We start from the raw sequence: 25,209 nt of genomic DNA on the forward strand, positions 1-25,209 counted from the left end.
CAGCTCGGCCTCTCTTGGAAATCTTAGGCCTTCCCTTTGTGTTTCCCCGATTAGTTTTCGGTTATATTAGCCTTTCTAGTTTTTGCATGGGAATTCTTCAGAGAAGCCGAATGTATGGCCTTTTATATTTTTCTTTTTCCTTATTTTGAATTTGCCTCGATTCCGATATTTTTCTATTAACATAATATGATTTCAATATATTCCAGCACATTTTTAAGATCTGGAATTATCTTAAAAACAATAATAAAACTTAAGCGAAAAAAAATAAGAGGCTATTGAAGCCTCCTTCAGATTTTAAAGGCTGGTATGTTTACCTCACCTTAAGTCCCCGGTACCTGTTAAGCCCCGCCGCCACTTCCTGGGGCCTCGGCATGGCCAGGTTCCCGGGGTGCTTTCCGTAAAAGGGCGAAATTATGTCGAGGCCGTATTTTTCTATATCGGCAAAGACCATTTCCACGATTTCCCTGAGCGTCCTCTTGCCGTCCACGTATTTTGCAACGGCGTACCTTATAATTTCTCCTACGGCACTGGTCTGGCTGCGGTCCACCAGTTGTTCCACGTAATCCAATTCTATGAATTCCCCGCCGTACTGGATGGTATCCACGTCCCTCGATTTTATTTTCTTTTTACCCCTGAGTTCTAGACCCTCTTTTAGAATGACTCTAGGGGTTACCACAATGGGACCATCGGTCCTTTCTATTCTTCGGTCGGTCTTTATTTCGGCGGCTATCCGACGGGCTTCTTCCGTTACGTCGTACGGCCGGTAATCCTGCATCTTTATCACGCAGTCGGCCACGTCAAAATAGTCCCCGCTCCCACCCATGACGAGCACCGTTGAAATTCCAAGTTCCTCGTAAAGCTGCCTGACCCGGTCTATGAAGGGCGTAATCGGTTCCTTTTCTTTAGCTACTAGTTTTTGCATTCTCGCATCCCTTATCATGAAGTTGGTGGCGCAGGTATCCTCGTCAAGCAAAAGTAGGCTCGTTCCTATTTCGACCGCTTCCATGATGTTGGCAGCCTGGGAAGTACTGCCGCTTGCGTTTTCGGTGCTGAACTTCCTGGTATCCTGCCCGTCGGGCAGGTTGGCAATAAACGGGCTTATGTCAACTTTTTCCACCCGCCGCCCGTCTTCTGCCCTTATTTTCACTGCGTCCTTCACGGTTACCACGAATTCCCTGCCGTCGCCGGGGATATGATTGTACACTCCCCTTTGCAGGGCCGAAAGCAAGGTGGTCTTGCCGTGGTAGCCGCCTCCCACAATAAGGGTTACTCCTTCAGGTATGCCCATCCCCTCAACGACGCCGGCGTTGGGGAGCTCAAAGGACACCTTTAGACTTTCTGGGGACCTGAAGGGCACCACTTTCTCCCCTCTCATGGGCCTGTCACTTATTCCGCTCTCCCTGGGCAGGATTGAGCCGTCAGCGATAAAAGCCACAAGGCGCCTTTTTTTAAGCTCTTCCCTCAGGTACTCCTGGTCTTCGGCAAGCTCAATCCATTTTCTCACGGATTCTGCATCTATATTCTGGTAAAGCAGGGCTTTTTCCGCTATCTGCGGCAGGTTTGAAAAAAGCAGCGTCTCGGCTCCGCTGCCGTTGATCCTCCTCCCGAAAGCCGGAAGTCCCACGGATAGCCTTGCCTCCACGTAATCATGGCATACCTTTACGGCGGTGCGCTTCAAAATCTCCTGCCCGCCTTTATCTATGTAAATTTCCCCACTGCCGCCGGTGCCTTTTACCCGCGGCAAATTTCGGATGACAGCCGCCGCCTCTCTTGCCAGGAAATCCTCAAGAGCGGTGGTCCTGACGGGGGTTTTAAAGAGTTCCGCCGGAAACCCGGCCCGCTTTATATCTACCCGCAGCCTTACCCTCGATGGCGCGGCGTAGGGGTCTCCCTGGACGTGGTCTATGTAAAGAATAAAATCGCCGAAATCGTAGTCCCCCTGGACTTCTTTGTAAGCCTTGTATCCCCTGCCGTTGATCCTAGCTATGATTTTTTTCAGCTCTTCTTTGGTTCTCATCGTACCACCTCATCAATATGATAACCCAAAAGCCGAATTTCTGCAAAAAAAAAGCCAGCTTTACAACACTCTGGACCGCGATCCCGCAACTCACGTCTCAGGCAACAACCCCGCCAATTCCGTTATTACTACTTTTGCCAGTAAGATTTTTGCCCCCTTTGGGACCATCTCATAGATTGGCCTTTTCCTTTTTCTCTTCCTGAATTTCTTCGGGCTTTACAATTCTATCTATTACGATATCCACCTTCTCCACTTTGTATCCGGTCAGCGTCTCTACTTCGGTGATTATCTTTTCCCTTACTTTTTGGGCTACTTCGGGTATCCTGACGCCGTACGCCACGCTCAGCTTTACCTCGAAGGAAACGCCCCCCACGCCCTCTTCCCCTTCTGCCGGCTCACTCTTTCTGACCGTAATCTGCGGGGCAAATCTCTCGGTAAAAATTCTGGTGAGTCCCGACAGGGCACCCTTGCGTTCCTCGCGAAAAACATCTTCAACTTTGTGCATGGCTTCCCTGGCTATCTCGATAAATACGCTTTCACTTATGTTGGTCCTACCCTCCACTATAACCATCCCTCCTCTTTTTTATATATAGTTTTATATTCTTCAAAACCAATGAAATTCCTGTTTAAATTTTAAGTTTTTTCTTCAATTTTTCCAAGAACTCCTTCCGTTCCTTAAAACTCTTCTCCATGCCCTGCTCGGTGGGGATATAATATTCCCTTCCCTTTAAATTCTCGGGGAGGCAATCCATATCGGCTATTTTGTCCTCATAATCGTGGGCATATTTGTAGCCCCTGCCGTAACCTAATTCTTCCATGAGCCTAGTGGGGGCATTTCTGAGGTGCAGCGGCACTCCTTGGGCTATCGTTTCAAGAGCGTCTTTTTTTGCTCTGTTATACCCCGTGTAAAGGGAGTTGGATTTCGGCGCAAGGGCAAGATACACCGCAGCCTGGGCAAGATTTACGCTGCATTCCGGCATACCTATAAAATGCGCTGCTTGGTATGCCGCCACAGCCTGCTCTAACGCTTTGGGGTCTGCAAGGCCCACGTCTTCGGAAGCAAATCGAATCATGCGCCTTGCCACATATAAGGGGTCTTCACCCGCCTCCAACATCCGGGCAAGCCAGTACAAAGCCGCATCGCTGTCGCTGTTTCTCAGGGACTTGTGGAATGCGGAAATCAGGTTGTAATGTTCCTCTCCCTTTTTATCGTAAAGTAGAGCCTTTCTCTGAAATGCTTCTTTCAACACCTCCTCGGTTATCCGAATGATCCCCTTTTCGTCAGGCACCGCACTGAAAGCAGCTATCTCCAAGGTGTTCAAGGCGACCCGGGCATCGCCATCGGCAAAATTCGCTATTTTGTAGAGCAATTGGTCTTCAATCAGTATTTTCAGTTTTCCAAGACCTCTTTCTTCATCGAAAAGGGCTCTCTTCAGCAATATCATGAGGTCATCGGGAGAAAGGGGGTTCAGGACAAATACTTTCATCCGGGAAAGGAGGGCGGAATTAAGTTCGAAGGAAGGGTTTTCCGTGGTAGCTCCGATTAAGATAATGTCTCCCTTCTCCACATAGGGAAGAAAAGCATCCTGCTGGGATTTGTTAAACCTGTGAATCTCATCTATAAAAATGAGGGTCCTCTGGCCATACCTTCGACGCTCTCTAGCTTGTTTCATGATTTCCTTTACTTCATTGATCCCCGAAAGTACGGCGCTGAAATTCACGAATCTCGCTCCGGTTTTTTTGGCTATCAGCATGGCTAATGTGGTCTTCCCCACTCCCGGCGGGCCCCAGAGAATCATGGAAGTGAGCTGGTCGCTTTCTATTAATTTTCTAAGTATCCTGCCTTTTCCTAAAAGGTGTTCCTGACCCACGAATTCATCTAAGCTCCTCGGGCGCATCCTGTCGGCCAGAGGGGCGTTTTTTTTAATTTCGCCGTCAAATAGCGAACCCTGTTCAAATTCCATTGTTTTCACCTTCCAAATTTAAAAGACAATTTCAAACCTCCTGTACTTCCCTTCCCACTCCGACCATTCTAGCTCAACATTTTCCACCCTCGCCCATCTAATTCCCGTTTTTATGTATTCTATCAAATCATTTATAAGTTCTTCTTCACCCTCTGCCACCATTTCTACGCTACCGTCGGGGAGGTTTTTCACAAAACCCACAAGTCCAAGCTCCGAAGCCTTTTTTTGAACCTGATATCTGAGGCCTACACCCTGCACAAGGCCGTAAATCATAGCCCGGACTTTTCTCTTCATAAAATCCCTCCAAACATCTTTTTGTTTGATTATACATAAAAGATTAACTTATTGCAAGGCAAGCAGGATTTATGCGCGAGTTATAGAATTATTATTTTTGCATCGAAAATAAAAATATCTAAACAAAATGAGCACCTTAATACCGCCTGCTGGGAATAGGTGCTCATTCAAATGGCGGTTTTAAATATCCCAGCCTCGGGCTGTTTTTGCAGCTTGAGCAAAAGGGAAAAAGATATGGAAAAGTTCATCGATCTCAGAAGCGATACAGTCACCCTCCCCACACAGGAAATGCGCGAGGCCATGTACCGGGCCGAAGTGGGGGATGACGTTTATGGCGAAGACCCGACGGTAAAAAAGCTGGAGGAAATGGCTGCCGAAATTACCGGGAAGGAAGCGGCCATGTTCGTAACCAGCGGCACCCAGGGCAACCAGGTATCGATAATGACCCACACCCACCCCGGCGATGAGATTATCTTGGAAGAAAAAAGCCACATCTTCACTTACGAAGTGGGCGGCATAGGTTACCTTGCGGGAGTGCAGACCAGGACCATCCCGGGGAAAAAGGGTGTCATGGACCCCTCCGAAATAGAGGCCGCCATAAGGGAAGATGACATACATTTTCCGAAAACCAGTCTGATCTGCGTGGAAAACACCCACAACAGGGCGGGTGGTACCGTAATCCCTCTCAATGTCCTGAAATGGACCTACGAAATTGCCCAAAATCACGGCATACCGGTTCATTTAGATGGGGCCAGGATATTCAATGCCGCTATTTATCTCGGTGTTCCAGTAAAGGAAATTGCAAAATTTGCTGACAGCGTGATGTTTTGCCTTTCCAAAGGTCTTTGTGCTCCGGTCGGCTCCATCGTAGCAGGTAGCAGGGAATTTATTAAGCGGGCGAGAAAATTCCGCAAGATGCTGGGCGGTGGGCTGCGCCAGGCCGGGATTCTCGCCGCCGCCGGTATAGTTGCCCTTGAAAAGATGGTGGGTAGGCTGAAAGAAGACCACGAAAACGCAAGGCTCCTTGCCGAAGGATTAAATGCCATTCCGGGCATTTTCATCGATATGGAAACAGTCCAGACCAATATCGTAATCTGCGACATATCCGGCTTTAAAATAAACGCCAGTGAGTTTGCAAAAAGGCTTCTTAAAAAGGGAATAAAAATTAACGGAGGTTCTGGGTATTTAGTCCGGTTTGTAACTCATTACGGGATCGAAAAGAAGGATATCTTGAAGGCCATAGAAGCTGTAAAGGAAGTTGCTGAAGAAATTTTATAACATTATGAATTTGTTAATAATCTTTACAGGAGGAAGACATGAACAGAAACTTCGGAAAATGGTTTCTCACCAGGGTCAAAAAAGCCATCATCGATTACAACATGATAGAAAACGGCGACAAAATTGCTGTCGGGGTCTCCGGCGGCAAGGATTCGTCGGTTCTGCTCTTCATCCTCGACCTTTTGAGGAAATATTCGCCCTGGAAGTTCGACATAATTGCGGTAAACGTGGATCTGGGGTGGGAGATGGACCTTGCTCCGGTCATAGATTTCTGCAGGCAAAGGGATATTCCATTCGAAATGGTGAAGACTGACATAACTCGGGTGGTCTTCGATATAAGAAAGGAACCAAACCCATGTTCTTTATGTTCCAGAATGAGGCGGGGCGCATTAGACAGCGCTGCTGTAGCACTGGGGTGTAACAAAGTGGCTCTCGCCCACCACGCCGACGACCTTATAGAGACCCTCTTTCTGAATCTCATTTTTACCGGGCGCTTTGAAACGTTCGAGCCAAAGACATACTTGTCCCGCAAAAATGTCACTTTGATAAGGCCGCTGATTTATCTTAGCGAAAAAACCGTAAAGTCCATCGCTAGATCTCAAAACCTGCCGGTTATAGAAAGCCCCTGTCCCGCTTCAGGCACAACCAAGCGCGAGGAAGTGGGAAAACTCCTCGACCAGATGGACCAAATTTTCCCTAAAGCCAGGGAAAATATCCTCGCAGCCATAAGGCGTAGGGATTTTTTCCGCCTAAACAACTCACCGCAGGAAAAAACTGAATAAGAAGCAGAAACAAAAACCGGCTTGGCAGTAAAAATCGTCCCAGCCGGTTTTTACCCTTTTTTAATCAAGTTTTTAGTAAAGGTGGCAAGCCACAAAGTGGTTTTTCTCCACTTCTTTGAACTCTGGCTGCTTTTCGGTGCATGCAGGCTTTGCGTGCCTGCACCTTTTCGCAAACCGGCAGCCTTCAGGAGGATTGATAGGACTCGGCACATCCCCCTCAAGCAATATCCTCTTTTTATTTCTTTCGGTTTCGGGGTCTGGAATCGGAATCGCCGAAAGCAGCGCCTGAGTATACGGATGAAGCGGGCTTTTGTGCAGGTCCTCTGATGTCGCAAGTTCCACAACCACCCCCAGATACATGACTGCTATCCGGTCGGAGACGTACTTCACCATGCTGAGGTCGTGGGCTATGAAAAGATACGTAAGCTTGAGTTTTTGCTGCAGTTCCATGAGCAGGTTCACAACCTGCGCCTGTATCGAGACGTCCAGTGCAGAAATAGGCTCGTCGCAGACAATGAATTTGGGTTCCACGGCAAGTGCCCTTGCGATACCTATTCTTTGCCTTTGCCCTCCGGAAAACTCGTGCGGGAATCTGTTAGCGTGTTCCTTGTTCAGCCCGACCAGGTTTAAAAGCTCGTATATCCTCTCGGTGCGCTCTCTGTTCTTGTAAAGGCCGTGGATATCGATGCCCTCGCCTATTATGTCGGCCACAGTCATCCTGGGGTTCAACGATGCATAAGGGTCCTGGAAAATCATCTGGGCCTTCCGGTTGAACCCTCTTAGCTCCTGTCCCTTTAATTTATGCACGTTTTTACCTTCAAAAAGCACCTCGCCTCCTGTAGGCTCGTAAAGCCTTACTACGGTCCTTCCCAACGTGGTCTTGCCGCAGCCGGACTCCCCTACGAGACCCAGGGTTTCCCCTTCCATAATCTTAAGATTAACGTCGTCGACAGCCTTCAGCACCGCACCCCTGCCCACGTTGAAGTACTTTTTCAGATTATTTATTTCTATTAGTGCATTTACTTGGCCTGTCATTATAAAGTCACCCCTTTTCCTACAGGAGGTTTAACTTTTGGAGCCATGGGATGCAGCAGCCAGCAGGCAGTGCTGTGGCCGTCGCTCACCGTGAAGTCCTCGGGATATCTTTCGTAACATATTTTCATGGCGTATTCGCACCTGGCTGCGAAGGCGCAGCCCACCGGAGGCGCAAAGAGATCTGGTGGAGTGCCATCGATAGATGCCAGCCTTTTACTCTTGTCCAGATCTGGAGTTGGCACCGACATCAAAAGGCCCCACGTATAGGGGTGGCGTGGATTGTAAAATATATCGTCAAGGCTGCCGCGCTCAATTATCTTACCAGCATACATGACCAGAACCCGCTCAGCCAGATTTGCCACAACACCTAAGTTATGGGTGATAATGATGATGGCTGTATTCAATTTTTTCTGTAAATCCCTCATAAGGTCCAAAATCTGCGCCTGTATCGTTACGTCCAGAGCCGTCGTCGGTTCATCTGCAATAAGAAGTTTCGGGTTGCAGGCTAAGGCAATTGCTATCATAGCCCTCTGCCTCATCCCGCCGCTGAACTCATGAGGGTACTGATCCACGCGCTTTTCCGCATTGGGGATGCCGACAAGTTTTAGCATTTCAATGGCCTTTTCTCTTGCCTGTTTGGGGTGCATCTTCTGATGCTTTATGAGGCCTTCGGCTATTTGAGCACCTACCTTCATGGTGGGGTTCAGGGAAGTCATGGGGTCCTGAAATACCATGCTGATTTCGGAACCCCGGACATGTTCCATTTCTTTTTCTGACAGCTTGGTTATATCTTTGCCGTCGAAGACAATACTCCCGTTTTTAATAACCCCAGGCGGCATTGGTATGAGCCGCATTATGGCCTGCATTGTAACGCTTTTCCCGCAGCCGGACTCGCCGACTACGGCCACCGTTTCCCCCCTGTCTACGTTAAAGGAAACGCCCCTTACCGCTTTGACTTCACCCGCATAGGTCTTGAACGAAACTTCCAGGTCTTTTACTTCGAGCAATCTTTCCACCTTTTGCCACCTCCCATCTAGCTGCGAAGTCTCGGATCGAGGGCGTCTCTCAAACCATCACCAAGCAGGTTCAGAGAGAGCATGGTGGTACTTATGAAAAATGCGGGGATGAAAAGCTGGTAAGGCCGCACTCTGAAACTTTGTATTCCGTAATAAGCCAGTTGCCCCCAACTGGACTGCGGTGGCACAACCCCCAGTCCTATGAAGCTCAAGAATGCTTCGGTGAAGATTGCCGAAGGAACCGACATCGTTAGGTTGACCAAAATTACCCCCAAGGCATTGGGTATCAGGTGCTTAAAAATTATCCTGGCATGACTTGCGCCAAGCACTTTTGCCGCAAGCACAAATTCCTGCTCTTTAAGCTGCAAGATCTGACCTCTTACAAGCCTTGCCATATTAAGCCATCCAACAGCAATCATGGCAATTACCAAAGGCATAATCCCCTGGCCAAGGACCACCATCATCAGAATAACGATAATCATATAAGGGATGGCATAGAGAATATCTATAGCCCTCATTATGGCCATATCTACTTTGCCGCCAAAATAACCGGAAATTCCCCCTATTATAACTCCTATTACGGCATTTAAAAAAGCAGCAAGAAAACCTATCGAAAGCGAAACCCTCGCACCCATCCATGTCCTGGCCCATAAATCCCTGCCAAGCGTGTCCGTGCCAAACCAGTGTTTCGCCGAAGGGGGTTGGTCTATTTCTTCAGTATTTGTGGTTCTGTAATCGTAGGGCGTCATATAAGGACCCACTATAGCCAAAACAGTGTATAAAACTATAATAATAAGTCCCAGCATCGCCACCTTATTTTGCTTTAGTCTCCGCCATGCATCCTGCCAGTAGGTTATGCTGGGTCTTGCGATAGCCTCCATCTGGCTTATATTTTTACCTACATGTTCAAACATTTCCTGGGTAATCGCATCATTCGATGTCTGCACCTTATCTCCTCCCTACTTTGCTATTCTAATCCTAGGATCTATCAACCCGTAAATAATATCTACGACAAAGTTTGCAGCAATCAAAAAAAGCCCATAGAAAGTAGTCATGCCGAGCACCAGCGAGTAGTCAAGATTTTGTATACCTAATACGTAGAACTTTCCAAGTCCTGGTATTGCAAAAATTTGCTCGACCACAAAAGTACCCGTGAGAAGCGTGGCGGTAACCGGCCCCAAAACCGTGATCACCGGTAGTATGGCGTTCCTAACCTGGTGTTTCCATATAATCTGGAATGGCGAAAGCCCCTTGGCTTTAGCTGTTTTTATGAAGTCCTGGTTTACTACATCCAACATACTGGCCCTCATTAGCCTCGCCATTAACGCCAACGCACCTAAACTTAAGGCAAAGGTCGGCATAATCGTATAGGAAAATCCCTTCCATTGGGAAACAGGTAGCAGGTTTAACTTTGTGGCAAAGACATACTGGAGAAGCGGCCCGATGACAAACGAAGGGACAGAAACTCCCACAATTGCTATAAACATCGCAAGGTAATCCAATGTCCTATTTCTGTTCAATGCCGCAATTATACCCAGAGTAACTCCGGCTATTGTAGCAAAAATAACCGCCCTTATCCCCAGGTCAGCCGAATAAGGAAATGCTTGTTTGATTACTTCATTGACGGTTCTGTTTTTATATCTCAACGAATAGCCGAAATCCCCTTTGAGCAAGTTCCGTAAAAATGTCACATATTGAATGTGAATTGGTTTATCTAATCCGTAATACCTCATCATATTGGCCTTTATTTCCGGTGTAACCTTTTCGCTTAAAAAAGGATCGCCTGGAAGAAGTCTAACGAGGAAAAATACTATGGTTACCAGCACCCATGCTGTTATTAATGAGACCAATAGGCGATTCAGAATATATTTGACCAAATATCTTGCACCCCCATTTCAATTTTTCTTAAATCGAATATATTTTTTTATATTTATGCATCGCCTATATTACGATAATCGGAGGTATATGCATAATCGCACATACCTCCGACTTATTAACTCCCAAGACTAAATTTACTCTTGTACGTCAGCGTATACGAAATCGAAAGTTGCACCGATAAAGTCTGTTACTAAGCCATTTATGCGGTCATTGCAGACCCAAGCTCTCTTTCTGAAATATATCGGTATAATTGGCCCTTTTTCAAGTAAGAGTTTTTCGGCTTCAAACATGGCATCGGCACGCTTCTTGAAGTCAGTGGTGGTCTTGGCAAACTGTATAAGCTCGTCGTATTGCTTGTTACTCCAACCGGTGTCGTTATGACCTCCACCGGTTACCCACAGGTCAAGGTAAGTCATCGGATCGTTGTAGTCCGGGCCCCAACCAGCAAATACCACGTCGTAATCCATCTTGGTCATGAGCTCAAGCCTCTGTTTGAAGGGAACCTGCTTGACAGTCATGTTGATGCCAAGGTTCTTCTTAAGCTGGTCCTGTATAAACTCGGCAGTTAACTTGGCCCTTTGGGTATCGTCAGTCAGATATTCAAAAGTCAGCTTAGAAGGATCGTTTATTTTAAGTTCCTTCATCGCTTTTTCAAGATACTCCTTGGCTTTTGCTACATCTGCATTCTTCGAATAAAATTCATAAGGATATTCTTCTGCAAAGGTCTTTTCCAGGCCTGCAAGTTGCGGCAACACGTATCTTGTAGCAGGATCAGAAACTCCCTTTAATACTGCTTTTATTAAAGCTTCGCGGTCTATTGCAAAACCTATCGCTCTCTGGAAATTCTCATTTGCAAGCCACGGCTTGCCTTCGCGCTTTACGTTGAACTGCAGGTAGAATTCGGCGCCATCATAGAAGTACTTGGCCTTTCCTTCCTTTTCCATCTGCTCTACCATTTCTGCAGGTATATATTCCCAGTCGGTCTCTCCGTTTTCAAACATCTGGAAAGCAGTGTTTGCATCGTTTACCACGTATATGGTGACTTTATCAATCTTTACGGCATCTTTATTCCAATAATTGGGGTTCTTCTCAAGTACCAGCTCCTGTTCGTGCTTCCATTCCTTCAAGATGAATGGGCCATTGTAAAGGAGCTTGTCGGCATCTGCTGCAAATTTTTCTCCCATCTGTTCCACAAAGTCTTTTCTCACGGGCATAAACGAAATGAAGCTGAGGAGGCTTTCAAAGTACTTAACCGGCACTTTCAATTTAATCTCGAGCGTCTTTTCGTCTAAGGCTTTTACTCCTATCTGGTTCGGATCGGTTATCTTTTTGGTATTATATTCCTCGCCGTTTACAATATAGTAACCCTGAAAAGCATATTCGGATGCTGTATTCGGGTCCAGTAACCTCTTTATAGCATATTCGAAATCATAAGCAGTTACGGGTTTGCCATCGCTCCACTTGGCATCCCTCAAGTGGAAGGTGTAGGTCGTTTTGTCTTCAGAGATTTCCCACTTTTCGGCCATACCAGGCTGTATCTGGCCGTCGTGTACTCTTACGAGACCTTCAAAAATATGGTGACCGACGAGAATAGCGTAAGTGTCCGTCGCCTTTTGCGGGTCAAGGCTTGGCACTTCGGCACCAATCGTAAAGGCTATTTCCTTAGCCTTACTTTGCTGTCCTCCCTGTTGCTGGCTACCCTGCTGGCCGCATCCCGCAAGTACGCCAGCCACCAGTACCAGCGCTAAAACAACTGCTAGACTTTTCTTTAGCATTAAATCCCCTCCCAGATTTGCCTATTTTTTTAATTGAGCAAATTGCTTTTCTTATTTTGGTTTTCTTATTCCTCAACCCCCCTTCAAAAACAATCAAAATTTTTTAAAATCACACTTTCTATGAAAAGTTTTTAGCCTCCGCTAAATATATATTCTTCAACGAAAACAAAAATCCTTCTTTTAAAAAACAACTCGTTCAATCCAATTTTTCCATCCATATAAAAACCCCCGCCTTAAATGCAGGGGCTTTTGATCAAACTAGAAGTTCCTTTAATATTTTATTTACCAGTTGAGGATTTGCCTTGCCCCGGGTTTCTTTCATTACCTGTCCTACTAAAAATCCTAAGGCTTTTTCTTTGCCTTTTTTGTAGTCCTCAACTGACTTTGGATTTTCTTCAATAACTTTCCTTGCTATCTTTTCAAGTTCTGCCTCGTCCGAGATCTGAATCAAGCCTTTTTCCTTTACAATGACCTCCGGGTCCATGCCGGTATCAAACATTCCCCTGAAAACTTCTTTTGCTATCTTTGTGCTTATCGTACCGTCATCTATCATCTTCAGCATTTTTACGAACTGTGCGGGCTCAAAAGGAACTTCATCGACTTCCTTTCCGGTTTCGTTGAGTATCCCCAGCATTTCGGACATTACCCAATTGCTAATTGTTTTTGGATCGTGGTATTTAGAAACGCATTCTTCAAAGAAATTCGCAAGTGCCTTGGAAGCCGTTATGACTCCAGCGTCATAGGCCGGCAGTCCGTACTCCTCCATATATCTTTTTTTCCGAGCATCGGGCAGTTCAGGAAGTTCGGACTTAAGCTTTTCAACCCATTCTCTATCTATAACTATCGGCACCAAGTCGGGGTCCGGGAAGTACCTGTAGTCGTGGGCCTCTTCCTTGCTCCTTAGCGGAATCGTAATACCCCTTGCCTCATCCCAGCGGCGGGTCTCTTGAACAACAGCCCCACCTGATTCTAAAATTTCCCTCTGGCGCTTTTCCTCGTATTCGAGACTTCGCCGGACGGCCCGGAACGATCCCAGGTTTTTAAGCTCCACTTTCGTACCGAACTTGTCCGACCCCTTTGGCCTCAGTGAGATATTGGTATCGCATCTTAACGAACCTTCTTCCATCTTGCAGTCGGAAACCTCAATATACTGGAGGATGGTCTTCAACTTGTTGAGGTAAAGCCACGCCTCTTCGGGAGTGCGTATATCTGGTTCAGAAACAATTTCTATCAATGGAACGCCGGTGCGGTTTAGGTCCACAAGCGAATATGACTTTCCCTCTTCGTGGATGAGCTTTCCCGCATCCTCTTCGAGATGGATTCTGTTTATGCCTATGCGTTTCGGCTTACCATCTACTTCGATTTCGATATAACCTTTTCTGGCCAAAGGCAAATCGTACTGCGAAATCTGGTAAGCCTTCGGCAGGTCGGGGTAAAAGTAATTCTTTCTGTCGAATTTGGAAAACTCCGGTATCTCGCAGTTTAACGCCAAAGCCGCTTTTATGGCGTATTCCACCGCTTTCTTATTGAGCACCGGTAATACCCCCGGCATTCCAAGGCAAACGGGGCAACAGTGGGTATTAACCTCGCCGCCGAATTCGGTGGTGCAATTGCAAAAGACTTTGGATTTAGTAAGAAGTTCCACGTGGACCTCAAGGCCTATTACCGTTTCGAATTCCATCGTTCCACCTCCAGACGTTATAGGGCAGGTTTTTCGGTGTTAAAGCTGGTGGCCCGTTCAAAAGTATACGCCGCCCTTATTACCGTAGCTTCATCGAAGGGTTTCCCTATTATCTGAAGCCCTACCGGCAAACCGCCGGAAAAACCGCAGGGTATCGAAATTGCAGGAAGTCCCGCCATGTTAACGGGGATGGTGCAGACATCGGACATGTACATCTTTAAAGGATCGTCGGTTTTTTCTCCTATCCTGAAAGCCGGAGTCGGTGCGGTAGGTGCTATAATTACATCGTACTTTTCAAAAGCCCTGTCAAAGTCGGCCTTCACCAGCGTCCTGACCTTCTGGGCTTTAAGATAGTAGGCATCGTAATAACCCGAACTCAAGGCATAAGTTCCCAGCATAATCCTGCGCTTTACTTCGCTGCCGAAACCTTCGCTTCGCGTTTTCTTGTATAGGTCTATGAGATCGTCGTAATCTTTCGCTCTCACTCCGTATCTAATGCCGTCATAGCGGGCAAGGTTTGAACTGGCTTCCGCCGGCGCTATTATGTAATAGGCCCACAGGGCGTACTCAGTGTGCGGCAACGATATTTCTTCGACAGAAGCTCCCAGCCTTTCAAAAACGCGCGCCGCAGATAAAATTGCCTCTTTAACTTCCGGCTCCACTCCTTCTCCCAGGTATTCCTTAGGGAGACCCATTTTCATGCCTTTGACATCTTCCACAAGGCTTTTCGTGAAGTCCGGCACCGGTAAGTTTACAGAAGTAGAGTCCCTTTCATCCCACCCTGCTATGGCGTTTAACACTATGGCACAGTCGGTCACATCCTTCGTTATGGGGCCGATCTGGTCCAGGGAAGAGGCATAGGCCACGAGGCCGTATCTGGAAACCCTGCCGTAAGTCGGTTTAAGACCCACAACGCCACAGTACGAAGCTGGCTGCCTTATTGAACCGCCGGTATCCGAGCCTAAAGCGAATATGCATTCGTCCGCCGCCACTGCCGCCGCCGAACCGCCGGAGGAACCTCCCGGGACCCTCTCAACATCCCAGGGGTTTCTGGTCGAAAAAAAACCGGAATTTTCCGTAGACGAGCCCATCGCAAACTCGTCCATATTGGTCTTCCCTATTATTACTGCCTTCTCAGATTTTAATTTTTCGCAAACCGTAGCATCGTAAGGCGGCACAAAATTAGCAAGTATTTTCGAAGCACAGGTAGTCTTAAGGCCTTTGGTGCATATATTGTCTTTTATGGCTACGGGGATTCCCGCCAGCGGACTCGAAAAATCTCCATCTTTATCTACATTTTTGCTTATTTCCAATGCTCTCTCTTTATCGACAGTTAAAAAAGCCCTTATATTTCCCTCCACCTTATCTATCCTATCTAACACAGCTTTCGTTAGCTCTTCGGACGAAATTTCCCTCTTTGAAAGGAGCTCATGCGCTTCATGGATGGTGAGTTTGCTCAAATTCAACGCTTCTACCTCCATTCCCTTTAATCTTCTATAATTCTGGGTACTTTAAAGAAACCCCGTTCTTTTTCTGGAGCGTTCTTCAATACCTCCTCCCGCGGGAGGCTTTCCTTTACCACATCCTCGCGGAAGACGTTTTTAATCGGGATGATGTGGGCAGTCGGAGGAACATTAGCAGTATCGAGCTCATTCAATTTGTCCATGTAGTCTAATATTGAGCTGAGAGTATTTGCCATCTCCTTCTTTTCTTCCTCCGAAAGATATAGCCTCGCAAGATTTGCAACGTGTTCCACAGTTTCTATTGTTATCTTCACGCTTTCACCCTCTTTTCAAAATTTACTCGCCCTTCTTTCTAACGGTTATAATTTTATCATTTTGGGTTTAAATAAACAACCTTAGGGAAAAATTTATAACTCTAAGCCAATACCGCAATAATCAATTGCAGAATATAGTCCCTATAGGATATAATCTCATTGTAGAAAATTTATAAAAGGATGAGGTTTATGAAAAAATTAATTCTCTGTTTTTTAATAGCATTTTTATCTACTTTCTTCTTGAGTGCTAATTTTTACGCCAGTTCAACGCAAGCTCAGTCGGAAAATATCGCGCAACTTGCAAGTTCTGTGGAATTAGTAACAGTTGACCTTTCTAATAATAGAATTACGATAGGACAAAATCCTTACTTTAAAAACATTAAAGAACCCAAAATATTCAGGTTTGCAGAAATCGACAAAGCCCCGCTACTCCTGGTAAATAAAACCCATCCTGTAAACAAAGACTTCTACAACCCTAATTCGATAGATTTAACCGATAAACTTCCTACAACAAAAAATAATTTGAAACTTGCTAGCGAAGCTGCACAAGCCCTCATCGATTTGTTTTGTGCTGCAAAAAATGACGGCATTAAAAATCTTACCATCGTTAGCGCATATAGGTCCTACAACTACCAAAACAACCTTCACAACAGAAAAATAGACTTCTACTTAAAGCAGGGAAAATCTTTAAATGAAGCAAAAAAACTGGCAGCAACCGTAGTGGCGCTGCCCGGGACCAGCGAGCATCAGACGAGCCTAGCAGTAGACTTTTCTTCAAGAGAGATTTTAAAAAATGGGGGCTTAGAACAAAACTTCGAAAGCACACCTGAAGGTATATGGCTGCGCGACAATGCCTATAAATTTGGTTTTATTTTGCGTTACCCGGCAGACAAGCAGTCAATAACTGGAATAATATATGAGCCGTGGCACTTCAGGTATTTGGGGAAGCCCCATTCGGAAATAATTTATAAAAATAAGTTTTGCCTTGAAGAATACATCGATTACCTTAAGAAAAACAAAAAGATCGAATATACCTCCGAAAACGGCCAGAAATTCCTTATCCACTACTTAGAAAACATAAGAAACATAAAGGAAATAGAAGTTTGGGCTTACACCGGACAAGCTATCGGTGCATCTTTAGACAATACTGGAGGACTTATTCTTACGTTGGAGGTGGAGTGAAAATATAAAAATTTTCCTAACCCATCATTTCGCTTATCAAAATAAGCAGTTTCAATTTTATAGCATCCGAGAAGTTCCGTGCATCAAGACCCGTAATTTTAAAATTCCGCCGGATATGCTTCCTCCTGCAAGCGTCTTAATGTAGTCGGATATAGGCGTTGCCGAAAGGACCGCTCCGAGGGAACCACCGGCACCCGTTATCAGCAGGATTATCGCCGAATCCTTTATCCCCTGTCCCACCCAACTCATAAGGGTTTCTTCATCAAATTTAGGAAGTAGCGAAAGTGAAAGTAGCATTCCTATCATCAGAGCGTTCACCGGGGTACCGAGAAATATTATTAAATTACTCCCTGGTCCAGAATATTTAGTAAATTTTGCTATAGAAGCAAGAGCTATAAGCAATATAGGTATTACAATTGGCATAAAGGATTTGGTTGTACTCGGAAGTTTTTCGAATTGGTTCTTCAATTCTTCATAGCTCATTCCACCTTCATCCATCTCAGACTTAATATCCTTCCCTATTCTATGAGCCCACCACAGCCCGGTCAGAGCAGCCGGTATAGAGACTACCATTCCAATGAGAATTACAAGTCCGAGGTCCGCTCCGACATTCCCGGCGGCTGCTATTGGTCCGGGCGTTGGCGGCACCAACGTATGAGTGGCATACAATCCGGTTGAAAGGGCAACTGCCATCACTGCAATTGGAAGATTGGCCCTCTTTGCCAGAGCTTTAAATTGCCAAATCCCTGAGCTATCATCGGCCCTATAAATTCTACGGGCATTTTGCTCAAAAAACCTACACCATAAGCTGCAAGTAAGAGCGCCAAGAATGGGTGTATCTTTAGCTTTGCGGTAGCAAAGATGATAAATAGTATTGCCAAAACCACTATAAAAATCAACAAGGGACCGTGAACCATTACCGCCTTCGCGGCAGCCAGTTGTTCCGGCGTCATTTATCTTCCCCCCCTATCTAGAATAAAAATATAATCTAAATACATTTTCAGAAGTTTTTTCGAGAAGTTCTTCCCCCCTTTTCATGGCTTCTTCAAGGGTCATGGGACCGCTTGTTATGCTGAAGAAGGCTGTTATCCCTTCAGCATAAAGCGCCTCATAACCCCTTTTTAGCGATCCCGAAATGCACACAAGAGGTTTTCTCCACTTGCAGGCCATCCGGCCAATTCCAAGGGGTACTTTGCCGTAAAGCGTCTGGCTATCCGTAGAGCCCTCACCAGTAATCACCATATCTGCCTCTTTTAATTTTTTTTCAAATTTTGTAATCTCCATTATTATCTCTATTCCCGGCTTCATCCTAGCATCAAGAAATGCAATAAGCGCTGCGCCGAGCCCTCCTGCAGCTCCAGAGCCTGGAACCTCCAATACATCTTTTCCAAGATCCCTTTTTATTATCCAGGCAAGATGCCTTAAGTTTTCATCCAAAATTTTCACCATTTCCGGCGTGGCACCTTTTTGAGGCCCGTAAACCGCAGAAGCTCCCTGAGGCCCGCAAAGCACGTTTTTCACATCGCAAGCCACAACTATTTCGGCCTCCTTTACCCTGGGGTCAAGCCCCGAAACATCTATTTTGGCTATTCTCGAAAGTTCGCCGCCGCCGAAACCTATCTCCTTGCCTTCAGCGTCTAAAAATCTTACTCCAAGTGCCTGTGCCATGCCCGTCCCGCCGTCGTTGGTGGCACTGCCGCCTATACCTATTATGAGTTTCCTTGAACCGTAATCCAAGGCCGCTTTTATCAGTTGACCGGTGCCGTAGGTAGTCGTCTTCATGGGGTTACGCTCTTCTGGTTTTAAAAGATTTAAGCCAGATGCCGCAGCCATTTCTATCACTGCAGTGCCGTCCGGTAGCAAGCCGAAAAAAGAATCCGTTTCTCTACCCAGAGGATCTAAGGCCTTCGTTCTTACCATTCTACCGCCAGCGGCACAGATTATGGCCTCCACGGTGCCCTCGCCGCCGTCTGCCATCGGGACCTTATCTACATCCACTTTTACACCGACACAAGACGCTGCCTTCAATATCCCCCTTTCGATGGCATTAGCAGCCTGCAAGGAAGTGAGGCTTCCTTTAAAGGAATCAGGTGCGATCAGTATATTAACTGCTTTCATAAGTACCTCCGAGCTTATTTTTATTGTATATTTTACCCCAATATTTATAAAATTGTAATATCCACTGTGCTTAAATTTTAGTAATAATTTACTAACTTTTTTAGCAAAATGACAAAATAATATGCCACCTGCATAGACGAGGTGGCTAAAAGAAAAAAAAAGAGCGGGTTTCCCCGCTTCTAACCAATAGAATATTTCATCCCCGCTCGTATCTTTTCCTCCGCGAGGCTATAAAGCTCATCAAAGAAGCACACCTTGAAGCTCGCAGGCCCCCGAACTTCCGGTCTATTCGCTGCTAGTTCCCCGGCGAGGCCAAAAGCAACCAGAGCCGCAACGCAAGCTTTAAAATAATCCCTTTCCACGCCGCAGAAGCTGCCGATTACCGACGCCAGCATGCACCCCGTGCCGGTTATCGTTCCCATCCACGGGTGGCCGTTGTCCACGAAAGCCACCCTCTCCCCATCTGTCACCACATCTGTTGCTCCCGATATCACCACGGTTGCTCCAAAGTTTTTCGCCATGTCTTTTGCGGCTGCGAGAAGGTTCTTGCTGCTGCCTACAGCCTCAACCCCGCGTATCTCACCCCCTGCACCAGCAAGCACCCCTATTTCTGCGCTATTACCCTTTACTATAGAGACTCTGACTTCTTTAAGTATTCTTTTTGCGCTTTCGGTTCTGAGGGGCGTGGCTCCTGCCCCCACCGGGTCCAGCACTACTGGTATTCCCAGCTCATTCGCCTTTTTGCCGGCTTTTATCATGGACTCCACCTGTTTTGGCGTAAGAGTTCCTATATTCAGCACGAGGCCTGACGCCGCTTTCACCATGTCCTCCACTTCTTCAAGAGCGTATGCCATAACCGGCAGGGCTCCGATTGCCAGCGTTACATTGGCGCAGTCGTTTACTGTCACGATATTGGTGATGTGATGTACTAAGGGCTTTTGATTCCTTACCTTATCAAGCAAACCTTCTATCATCAAAAATCACTCCTCTAATTTATTAACAATTAATCTTTTCCGTACCCAGGAATTTGGCTACCACGTCCATGGCGCAGAAATTTCCGCATATTGTGCAGGTCTTGGTATCTGAAGTGTTCCTTTTTTCCCTGTATCTTGCGGCCTTAACCGGGTCGATGGCAAGTTTAATCTGAGAATCCCAGTCCAGGTTTTTTCGCGCTTTTGCCATTTCAAGGTCCCATTTTCTTGCTCCAGAGACGCCTTTGACGATATCGGCGGCGTGGGCTGCTATCCTTGAAGCTATAACCCCTTCCCTCACATCTTCCACAGTTGGAAGCCCAAGGTGTTCCGCGGGAGTCACGTAGCAAAGGAAGTCTGCACCAGCCGCCGCTGCGATTGCTCCACCTATGGCCGCTGCTATGTGGTCGTAACCCGCCGCCACGTCGGTAACCAGGGGACCCAGCACGTAGAAGGGCGCACCGTGACAGATTCTCTTTTGAAGCTTTACATTCGCCTCAATCTGGTCCATCGGCACGTGACCCGGCCCCTCGACCATAACCTGCACCCCATGCTTTCTCGCTTCCTGCACTAGTTCACCAAGAACGATAAGCTCCTGGATCTGCGCCCTGTCGGTAGCGTCGGCAAGACATCCGGGACGCAGGCCATCCCCCAGGCTTAAAGTAATATCGTACTTTCGAGCTATTTCAAGAAGCTTGTCGAATTTTTCATAGAGGGGATTTTGCCTGCCGCTTTTCAGCATCCATCCTGTCAGGAATGCCCCGCCCCTGCTCACTATGTCCGTAATCCTTCCTTCTCTGCGAAGCCTTTCCACAGCCTCGAGCGTAACGCCGCAGTGGACGGTCATGAAATCCACACCCTGTTCGGCTTGTTCTTCGATGACTTCAAATAGTTCTTCTTCTGTAAATTCGACAACGCTGCCCCGTTCCTTCCTGGCCCTAACTCCCACTTCGTATATAGGGACAGTCCCTAACGGCACGTGGATTTCTGCGAGTATTGCTTTCCGAATTGCTGCGATATCTCCGCCGGTGGAAAGGTCCATGATGGCATCGGCTCCCGCTTCGATTGCCGCTTTTGCCTTTAAGAGCTCTTCTTCAAGGTCAGCATAGGCTTCTGAAGTCCCGACATTGGCGTTGACCTTTGTCCTCAGGCCACTTCCTATGCCGCAGGGTTTCAGGCCCTTGTGGTTCTTGTTGCACGGGATAACCGCAGTTCCATCAGCAATTGCTCTTCTTACCTCTTCGGCATCCACTCGTTCTTGTTCTGCCACCTCTTTCATCTCATTGGTAATTATGCCCTGCCGGGCAGCTTCCATTTGTGTCACAAAAAACTCCCCCTTTAAAAACAAAAAATCGTACCCAGGGGTACGAACTCAAAAAGCAACCGACTGACTACCCTCCCTACGCTGGCATTACCCAAACAGGTTCAAGGGTTCGGGAAAAACTCCCGTCTCAGCCGCTTTTCGCAGCACCCCCGGTAGTCTATATTAAGTTTTGCTAAAATTATATACAAAATGGTTTTTGAAGTCAATGAAAAAGTTTTTTCGCTAACTTTTCCCTTTCAACGATGCAATCTCATCAAAAAGCTTGTTTACCAAATTCTTTAGGTCCCTTATTTCTTCCAAGTATGCCTTATTTTCTTCTTTCAATTTCACAATTTCCCTCTCATATCTTTGTTCCGCCGTTGAATATTCTTCACCAACTTCATCATCATTGCCAATCCTAATTTTCGCTATCCTTTCTTTCCCCTTCTCAATGCCCTTTTCTAATGCTGGTTTCATTTTCCTCCTTATTTCTGGCCCCAAGATAAACGCTAAGGCTGCCGTTGCAACTCCTGTAATAAAAGGTCTTAACGCCCTCATAACGACAAACCCCCTTAAAAACTTTGTCCTCTTTTATTTATGTTGACCCGCCATCCCGATTAATATGTATAGAGAACATTTGCCATATAATTACTTTATGTGTATTTTTTTATTAATTTAAAAACCATCAGTACCTCTTCTATCCCCATAAACATATTATGTATTGAGGATTAAAGAAAGGGGGTAAAACGATGGCAGACCTCAGCAGCATTCAGACCTGGTGGTGGTGGTTTTTACCGATTATAATCATAATATTCTTCCTGCCGATAGTGATAGTAGTCCTTTCCAACTAATCCGAAAGAGAAAGCCCCGAATGTTCGGGGCTTTTTTTATTTTTCGGTTTTTATTTTTTTGAAGAAGTGATATTATTATGTTGCAGCAAAGTGCAAAGCGAGGTTTTCAAAATGCCCAGCAAAAAAGAGCGACTTGACAAAATCCTAAGCATGTCGGGATACGGCAGCCGTAAAGACGTTAAAAGGATAATAAAGCAGGGCGATGTAACAATAAACGGCAGGACTGCAACCAACCCTTCCACACCGGTAGACCCTGCCGTCGATTTCGTACAGGTCCTAGGCGAACCGCTAATCTTCAAAGAATACGTCTACATAATGATGAACAAACCGAAAGGCGTCATCTCTGCCACCCGCGACCTCCACGAGACTACGGTTATAGACCTGCTCGATGGGGAATATTCCCACCGCAACCTTTTTCCGGTCGGCAGGCTCGACAAGGACGCCGAAGGCCTCCTGCTCATTACCGATGATGGGAAGCTCGCCCACCGGCTGCTTTCGCCCCGAAAAAAAGTGGAAAAGGTTTACTACGTCGAGGTCCGGGGGCTTTTAGGAGAAGATGATGTAAAAGCCTTTAAAGAAGGTATTTTTTTGGGGAATTACAGGGCACTCCCTGCAAAACTCGAAATACTGAAGTCGGGTGATGTCTCTTCGGCCATCGTCACTGTTTACGAAGGAAAGTTCCATCAGATAAAACGCATGGTAAAAGCAAGGGGCAAAGAAGTGACTTATCTGAAGCGCCTCTCAATGGGACCCATCAAATTAGACGAAAGCCTGAAACCCGGCGAATGGCGCGAACTTACAGAGGAAGAGATAAGGGCGTTAAAATTCACAGCTTTATAAATTCCAGTCTCTCCTTTTGCCCCTCCTTCATTGTGTACGAAAGCACGAGAAAATCTCCCGCTACGGTGTATTTCCACAGGCTGCCTTTTTCTGAGAACACTTCTTCGGCTTTTTCCCTTTCTAAGGCGAAAATTTTGAATGTCCCATCCTCCAAGTAAGCCGCAACCAGCGGCTTTCCCTTATATTCTGGTATGCTGTTCTCTATTATCGTCTCTTCATTTATTATCCAATTTTTCATGCCATCGATTTTGACCGCCTTTTTTTCCTGTCCGGGAGAAACGTAAAAAAGCTCCCCTTTTGAAGCGAGAACATCTTTGTCCGCTATATATAAGGCTCTTTTTTCCTTATCAAAATAACTTACCAGCGGGACTTTCAGATTTTTTGCAACTTCGGTGACATTTCCAGCAAGATCGGCTATGTAAAGGCTATCCCAGCGCATATTTTCTATATCTTGAGTGCCGGGGCCAGTCGCTTGTGCCGCTTCTGTTTTTTCCTCTGAAATTGCGCTAAAGACAAGGAATGTTCCATCGGAATTCCATCTAGCATAACCTACTTTTTTGCCGGGAATTTCTATCTTCAACAATTCTCCGGTTTTTGCATTTACTATTTCCAAAAAATTCCCTATAGGATAGGGATAGTTTTCTCCTTCTATCAGGTCGTAGTTGCCCTCTTTGTCCTTTGCGGCGACATAGTATGCCAGATGCAAACCGTCAGGAGACCATAAAGGCGAAAACCGAATAACCTCATTGTCACCAGCGAGCAATCGTTCATCCCCGGTTTTTGTATCCAGCACGTATACTCCCGGCACGTCCGGCTCGTACTTTTCGTAGGCAAAATAATCTCCCATAGGCGACAGCCTAGGATAAAATAGCCCATCATAAGAAGGTAGTCCCTTTCTCAAGCAGGATACAGTTTCTTTAGCCACATCTACCTTCCAAATTTCGCTTACTAGGTCCACGAAAACTGAATTTTGGTAGCGGTTAAAAATCATGCGGCTCCAATAGCCGCTCCCCAGCGGCAGGCGGCCAACTTCCTTTACATTTTTAATTTCCGGATCGAATTTCTTAAAAACGAGGAACTTACCCGAAATAGCGTATATCAAGCTACCACTGCTATCCCATCCCAAAAGCCATAGCCTGTAGTTTCCGCTTTCGAAATCTTCTCCCTGGATTTTTTCGATGAGCTTTGCATCGGAACCATCCAAGGCGAATATCCAAAGTCCCTGTCCAAAGCCATTTTGGGTTCCCGAAAAGGCGGCCCATTTAAAATCAGGAGAAAAAAGCTCACCGCCTTCAAAATAATCTACCTGGCCGTTATCGAGGGTGACGGTGGCTTTCTTTACTTCTGCCCCTTCTATAGTTAATTCCACTACTGCCCCTTCAGGTTTCAAAACTTTTGATACCGGGACTTCCGGTTCCTTTTGAGCAAAATTGCCGCAACCGGCAATGCTCGTAACCACCACAAGGGTCAAAAAATAGGCCGTAATTTTGTAAAAATTTTTGTCCAACCAAAAGCCCCCCTTCTTTTTTTTATTTATCAAATCTCGCCTTTTGCGAGTTTGTTTAAAAGATGCGCAACACCGTCCTCGTTGTTTGAAGGCACCACTAGTTTTGCTGCATTTTTTACAGATTCTTCAGCATTTGCTACAGCGACTCCCAGCCCAGCAATCTTGATCATCGAAAGGTCGTTCATGTTGTCTCCTATCGCTACAACGCTCTGCCTTTCAATCCCCAGAATATCGCAAAGTTGTCTTAAGCCTTCCCCTTTGGAAACGCCATCTGGCAAAACCTCGAGGTAAAATCTTTCCGACTGCACGTAATTTATATTAATTCCAGTCTTTTTTTCAAGTTCCTTCATCTTTCTTATTGAGTAACTCACGTCACCCACCAATATCACTTTATTTACCACATCTATTTTCTTAAGGTCATCTACCTTTTCGTATTTCACCTTTTCTCTGCTCAGGTAAATTTCATGGGCTGGTTTAAAGTCGGCTATAAAAATCCTGTCATGATAAAAAGCAACTATTCCTATCTCATTCTCTATGAAATGGTCTATCACAAGGTTGTAAATTGGCTTTGGCAGGTACTTCGAATATACTGGGCCCTTTTCTCGTTCGAAAATCTCACCGCCGTTAAAGAGAATGGCCGGTATGTCAATCTCTAGAAGCTCCAGAAATTGGCGCGCTGCCCTTTCCCCCCGGCCCGTGGCAACGGTAAATAAAATGCCTAAGTCTCTTATCCTTTTTATAGCCTCCAGGTTAGCTTCGGATACGTTCTTTTTGTCGTCGAGCAGCGTACCGTCCAAATCCGTTACTACCAGTTTATACCTCATTTTCAACCTCCATCAGAGTTTTTTCTATAATGATTATTATTTATTTCTATGCCGGAGGAAAAAATCCTTCATACTTGCTATAGGGCTTTTTAGTTTACAGGTGAGTTTGAGGCTGG

General features: G+C 46.1%; 23 protein-coding genes, 1 pseudogene and 1 riboswitch. Of the genes and pseudogenes, 4 read left to right on the forward strand and 20 right to left on the reverse strand.

The window, feature by feature from the left end:
• Nucleotides 1-310 precede the first annotated feature (310 nt).
• The 4 genes from BUB66_RS07600 to BUB66_RS07615 form a co-directional block, all read right to left on the reverse strand.
• Entirely contained in the window at nucleotides 311-2,017 is a 1,707-nt protein-coding gene (locus BUB66_RS07600; protein ID WP_073257034.1) for an ABC-ATPase domain-containing protein, read from the reverse strand.
• A 169-nt stretch (nucleotides 2,018-2,186) separates the two neighbouring features.
• On the reverse strand, nucleotides 2,187-2,588 hold the full coding sequence (locus BUB66_RS07605) for an Asp23/Gls24 family envelope stress response protein (protein ID WP_244269795.1): 402 nt from the start codon (nucleotides 2,586-2,588) through the stop codon (nucleotides 2,187-2,189).
• Between the two features lie 55 nt (nucleotides 2,589-2,643).
• Nucleotides 2,644-3,981, reverse strand: coding sequence for a replication-associated recombination protein A (locus BUB66_RS07610; protein ID WP_073257040.1), 1,338 nt, complete (start codon nucleotides 3,979-3,981; stop codon nucleotides 2,644-2,646).
• Between the two features lie 18 nt (nucleotides 3,982-3,999).
• On the reverse strand, nucleotides 4,000-4,275 hold the full coding sequence (locus BUB66_RS07615) for an acylphosphatase (protein ID WP_073257043.1): 276 nt from the start codon (nucleotides 4,273-4,275) through the stop codon (nucleotides 4,000-4,002).
• A 234-nt stretch (nucleotides 4,276-4,509) separates the two neighbouring features.
• On the opposite strand from BUB66_RS07615, the gene ltaE reads away from it, so the two are divergent.
• Both ltaE and BUB66_RS07625 read left to right on the forward strand, forming a co-directional pair.
• Entirely contained in the window at nucleotides 4,510-5,553 is a 1,044-nt protein-coding gene (gene ltaE / locus BUB66_RS07620) for a low-specificity L-threonine aldolase (RefSeq protein ID WP_073257203.1), read from the forward strand.
• A 38-nt stretch (nucleotides 5,554-5,591) separates the two neighbouring features.
• Nucleotides 5,592-6,335, forward strand: coding sequence for a tRNA lysidine(34) synthetase (locus tag BUB66_RS07625; protein WP_073257046.1), 744 nt, complete (start codon nucleotides 5,592-5,594; stop codon nucleotides 6,333-6,335).
• A 72-nt stretch (nucleotides 6,336-6,407) separates the two neighbouring features.
• Here BUB66_RS07625 and BUB66_RS07630 read toward each other — a convergent pair whose 3' ends face one another.
• From BUB66_RS07630 to gatC, 8 genes are all read right to left on the reverse strand, one after another.
• On the reverse strand, nucleotides 6,408-7,370 hold the full coding sequence (locus BUB66_RS07630) for an ABC transporter ATP-binding protein (RefSeq protein WP_073257048.1): 963 nt from the start codon (nucleotides 7,368-7,370) through the stop codon (nucleotides 6,408-6,410).
• A complete protein-coding gene (locus BUB66_RS07635; protein ID WP_073257052.1) occupies nucleotides 7,370-8,386 on the reverse strand; it encodes an ABC transporter ATP-binding protein in 1,017 nt (338 codons plus the stop codon). The genes BUB66_RS07630 and BUB66_RS07635 overlap by 1 nt, the downstream gene beginning before the upstream one ends.
• A gap of 17 nt (nucleotides 8,387-8,403) precedes the next feature.
• A complete protein-coding gene (locus BUB66_RS07640; RefSeq protein ID WP_073257206.1) occupies nucleotides 8,404-9,300 on the reverse strand; it encodes an ABC transporter permease in 897 nt (298 codons plus the stop codon).
• A gap of 45 nt (nucleotides 9,301-9,345) precedes the next feature.
• Nucleotides 9,346-10,263, reverse strand: coding sequence for an ABC transporter permease (locus tag BUB66_RS07645; RefSeq protein ID WP_073257055.1), 918 nt, complete (start codon nucleotides 10,261-10,263; stop codon nucleotides 9,346-9,348).
• A gap of 135 nt (nucleotides 10,264-10,398) precedes the next feature.
• Entirely contained in the window at nucleotides 10,399-12,039 is a 1,641-nt protein-coding gene (locus tag BUB66_RS07650; RefSeq protein WP_073257058.1) for a peptide ABC transporter substrate-binding protein, read from the reverse strand.
• Nucleotides 12,040-12,292: 253 nt separating this feature from the next.
• A complete protein-coding gene (gene gatB / locus BUB66_RS07655; protein WP_073257061.1) occupies nucleotides 12,293-13,720 on the reverse strand; it encodes an Asp-tRNA(Asn)/Glu-tRNA(Gln) amidotransferase subunit GatB in 1,428 nt (475 codons plus the stop codon).
• Between the two features lie 17 nt (nucleotides 13,721-13,737).
• Nucleotides 13,738-15,186, reverse strand: a complete 1,449-nt coding sequence (gene gatA / locus BUB66_RS07660) for an Asp-tRNA(Asn)/Glu-tRNA(Gln) amidotransferase subunit GatA (RefSeq protein WP_073257064.1) — start codon at nucleotides 15,184-15,186, stop codon at nucleotides 13,738-13,740.
• Nucleotides 15,187-15,206: 20 nt separating this feature from the next.
• Nucleotides 15,207-15,497, reverse strand: a complete 291-nt coding sequence (gatC, locus tag BUB66_RS07665) for an Asp-tRNA(Asn)/Glu-tRNA(Gln) amidotransferase subunit GatC (RefSeq protein ID WP_073257066.1) — start codon at nucleotides 15,495-15,497, stop codon at nucleotides 15,207-15,209.
• A 189-nt stretch (nucleotides 15,498-15,686) separates the two neighbouring features.
• Here gatC and BUB66_RS07670 point away from each other — a divergent pair.
• Nucleotides 15,687-16,505: pseudogene (locus BUB66_RS07670) on the forward strand (M15 family metallopeptidase); the annotation flags it as partial.
• Between the two features lie 231 nt (nucleotides 16,506-16,736).
• Here the strand turns inward: BUB66_RS07670 and BUB66_RS07675 are convergent.
• The 6 genes from BUB66_RS07675 to BUB66_RS07700 form a co-directional block, all read right to left on the reverse strand.
• Nucleotides 16,737-17,372: a GntP family permease gene (locus BUB66_RS07675; protein ID WP_198409399.1), complete on the reverse strand. Its 636-nt coding sequence runs from the start codon at nucleotides 17,370-17,372 to the stop codon at nucleotides 16,737-16,739.
• Complete coding sequence (locus BUB66_RS12355; protein ID WP_073257075.1) at nucleotides 17,372-17,632, reverse strand: GntT/GntP/DsdX family permease; 261 nt, start codon at nucleotides 17,630-17,632, stop codon at nucleotides 17,372-17,374. Before BUB66_RS12355 ends, BUB66_RS07675 begins: the two co-directional genes overlap by 1 nt.
• 13 nt (nucleotides 17,633-17,645) lie before the next feature.
• Nucleotides 17,646-18,797 carry a glycerate kinase family protein gene (locus tag BUB66_RS07685; protein ID WP_073257078.1) on the reverse strand — a complete coding sequence of 384 codons (1,152 nt, stop codon included), beginning with the start codon at nucleotides 18,795-18,797 and terminating at the stop codon, nucleotides 17,646-17,648.
• 179 nt (nucleotides 18,798-18,976) lie between these two features.
• Nucleotides 18,977-19,771 (reverse strand): hydroxyethylthiazole kinase, encoded by a 795-nt coding sequence (gene thiM, locus BUB66_RS07690; protein ID WP_073257080.1) that lies wholly within the window; start codon nucleotides 19,769-19,771, stop codon nucleotides 18,977-18,979.
• Between the two features lie 22 nt (nucleotides 19,772-19,793).
• Nucleotides 19,794-21,092: a phosphomethylpyrimidine synthase ThiC gene (gene thiC, locus BUB66_RS07695; protein ID WP_073257083.1), complete on the reverse strand. Its 1,299-nt coding sequence runs from the start codon at nucleotides 21,090-21,092 to the stop codon at nucleotides 19,794-19,796.
• Between the two features lie 55 nt (nucleotides 21,093-21,147).
• A riboswitch (TPP riboswitch) is annotated at nucleotides 21,148-21,253 on the reverse strand.
• A 61-nt stretch (nucleotides 21,254-21,314) separates the two neighbouring features.
• Nucleotides 21,315-21,629 carry a hypothetical protein gene (locus BUB66_RS07700; protein ID WP_073257086.1) on the reverse strand — a complete coding sequence of 105 codons (315 nt, stop codon included), beginning with the start codon at nucleotides 21,627-21,629 and terminating at the stop codon, nucleotides 21,315-21,317.
• A gap of 404 nt (nucleotides 21,630-22,033) precedes the next feature.
• Here BUB66_RS07700 and BUB66_RS07705 point away from each other — a divergent pair, with 404 nt between their 5' ends.
• On the forward strand, nucleotides 22,034-22,762 hold the full coding sequence (locus BUB66_RS07705; RefSeq protein WP_073257089.1) for a pseudouridine synthase: 729 nt from the start codon (nucleotides 22,034-22,036) through the stop codon (nucleotides 22,760-22,762).
• Here BUB66_RS07705 and BUB66_RS07710 read toward each other — a convergent pair.
• Together BUB66_RS07710 and BUB66_RS07715 are read right to left on the reverse strand one after the other, a co-directional pair.
• Nucleotides 22,749-24,269, reverse strand: coding sequence for a TolB-like translocation protein (locus BUB66_RS07710; RefSeq protein WP_143156253.1), 1,521 nt, complete (start codon nucleotides 24,267-24,269; stop codon nucleotides 22,749-22,751). The genes BUB66_RS07705 and BUB66_RS07710 overlap by 14 nt on opposite strands.
• 29 nt (nucleotides 24,270-24,298) lie before the next feature.
• Nucleotides 24,299-25,093 carry a Cof-type HAD-IIB family hydrolase gene (locus tag BUB66_RS07715; protein ID WP_073257095.1) on the reverse strand — a complete coding sequence of 265 codons (795 nt, stop codon included), beginning with the start codon at nucleotides 25,091-25,093 and terminating at the stop codon, nucleotides 24,299-24,301.
• Nucleotides 25,094-25,209: the final 116 nt, after the last annotated feature.

The sequence above is a fragment of the Caldanaerovirga acetigignens genome (assembly GCF_900142995.1).
GTDB lineage: Bacteria > Bacillota > Thermosediminibacteria > Thermosediminibacterales > Thermosediminibacteraceae > Fervidicola > Fervidicola acetigignens.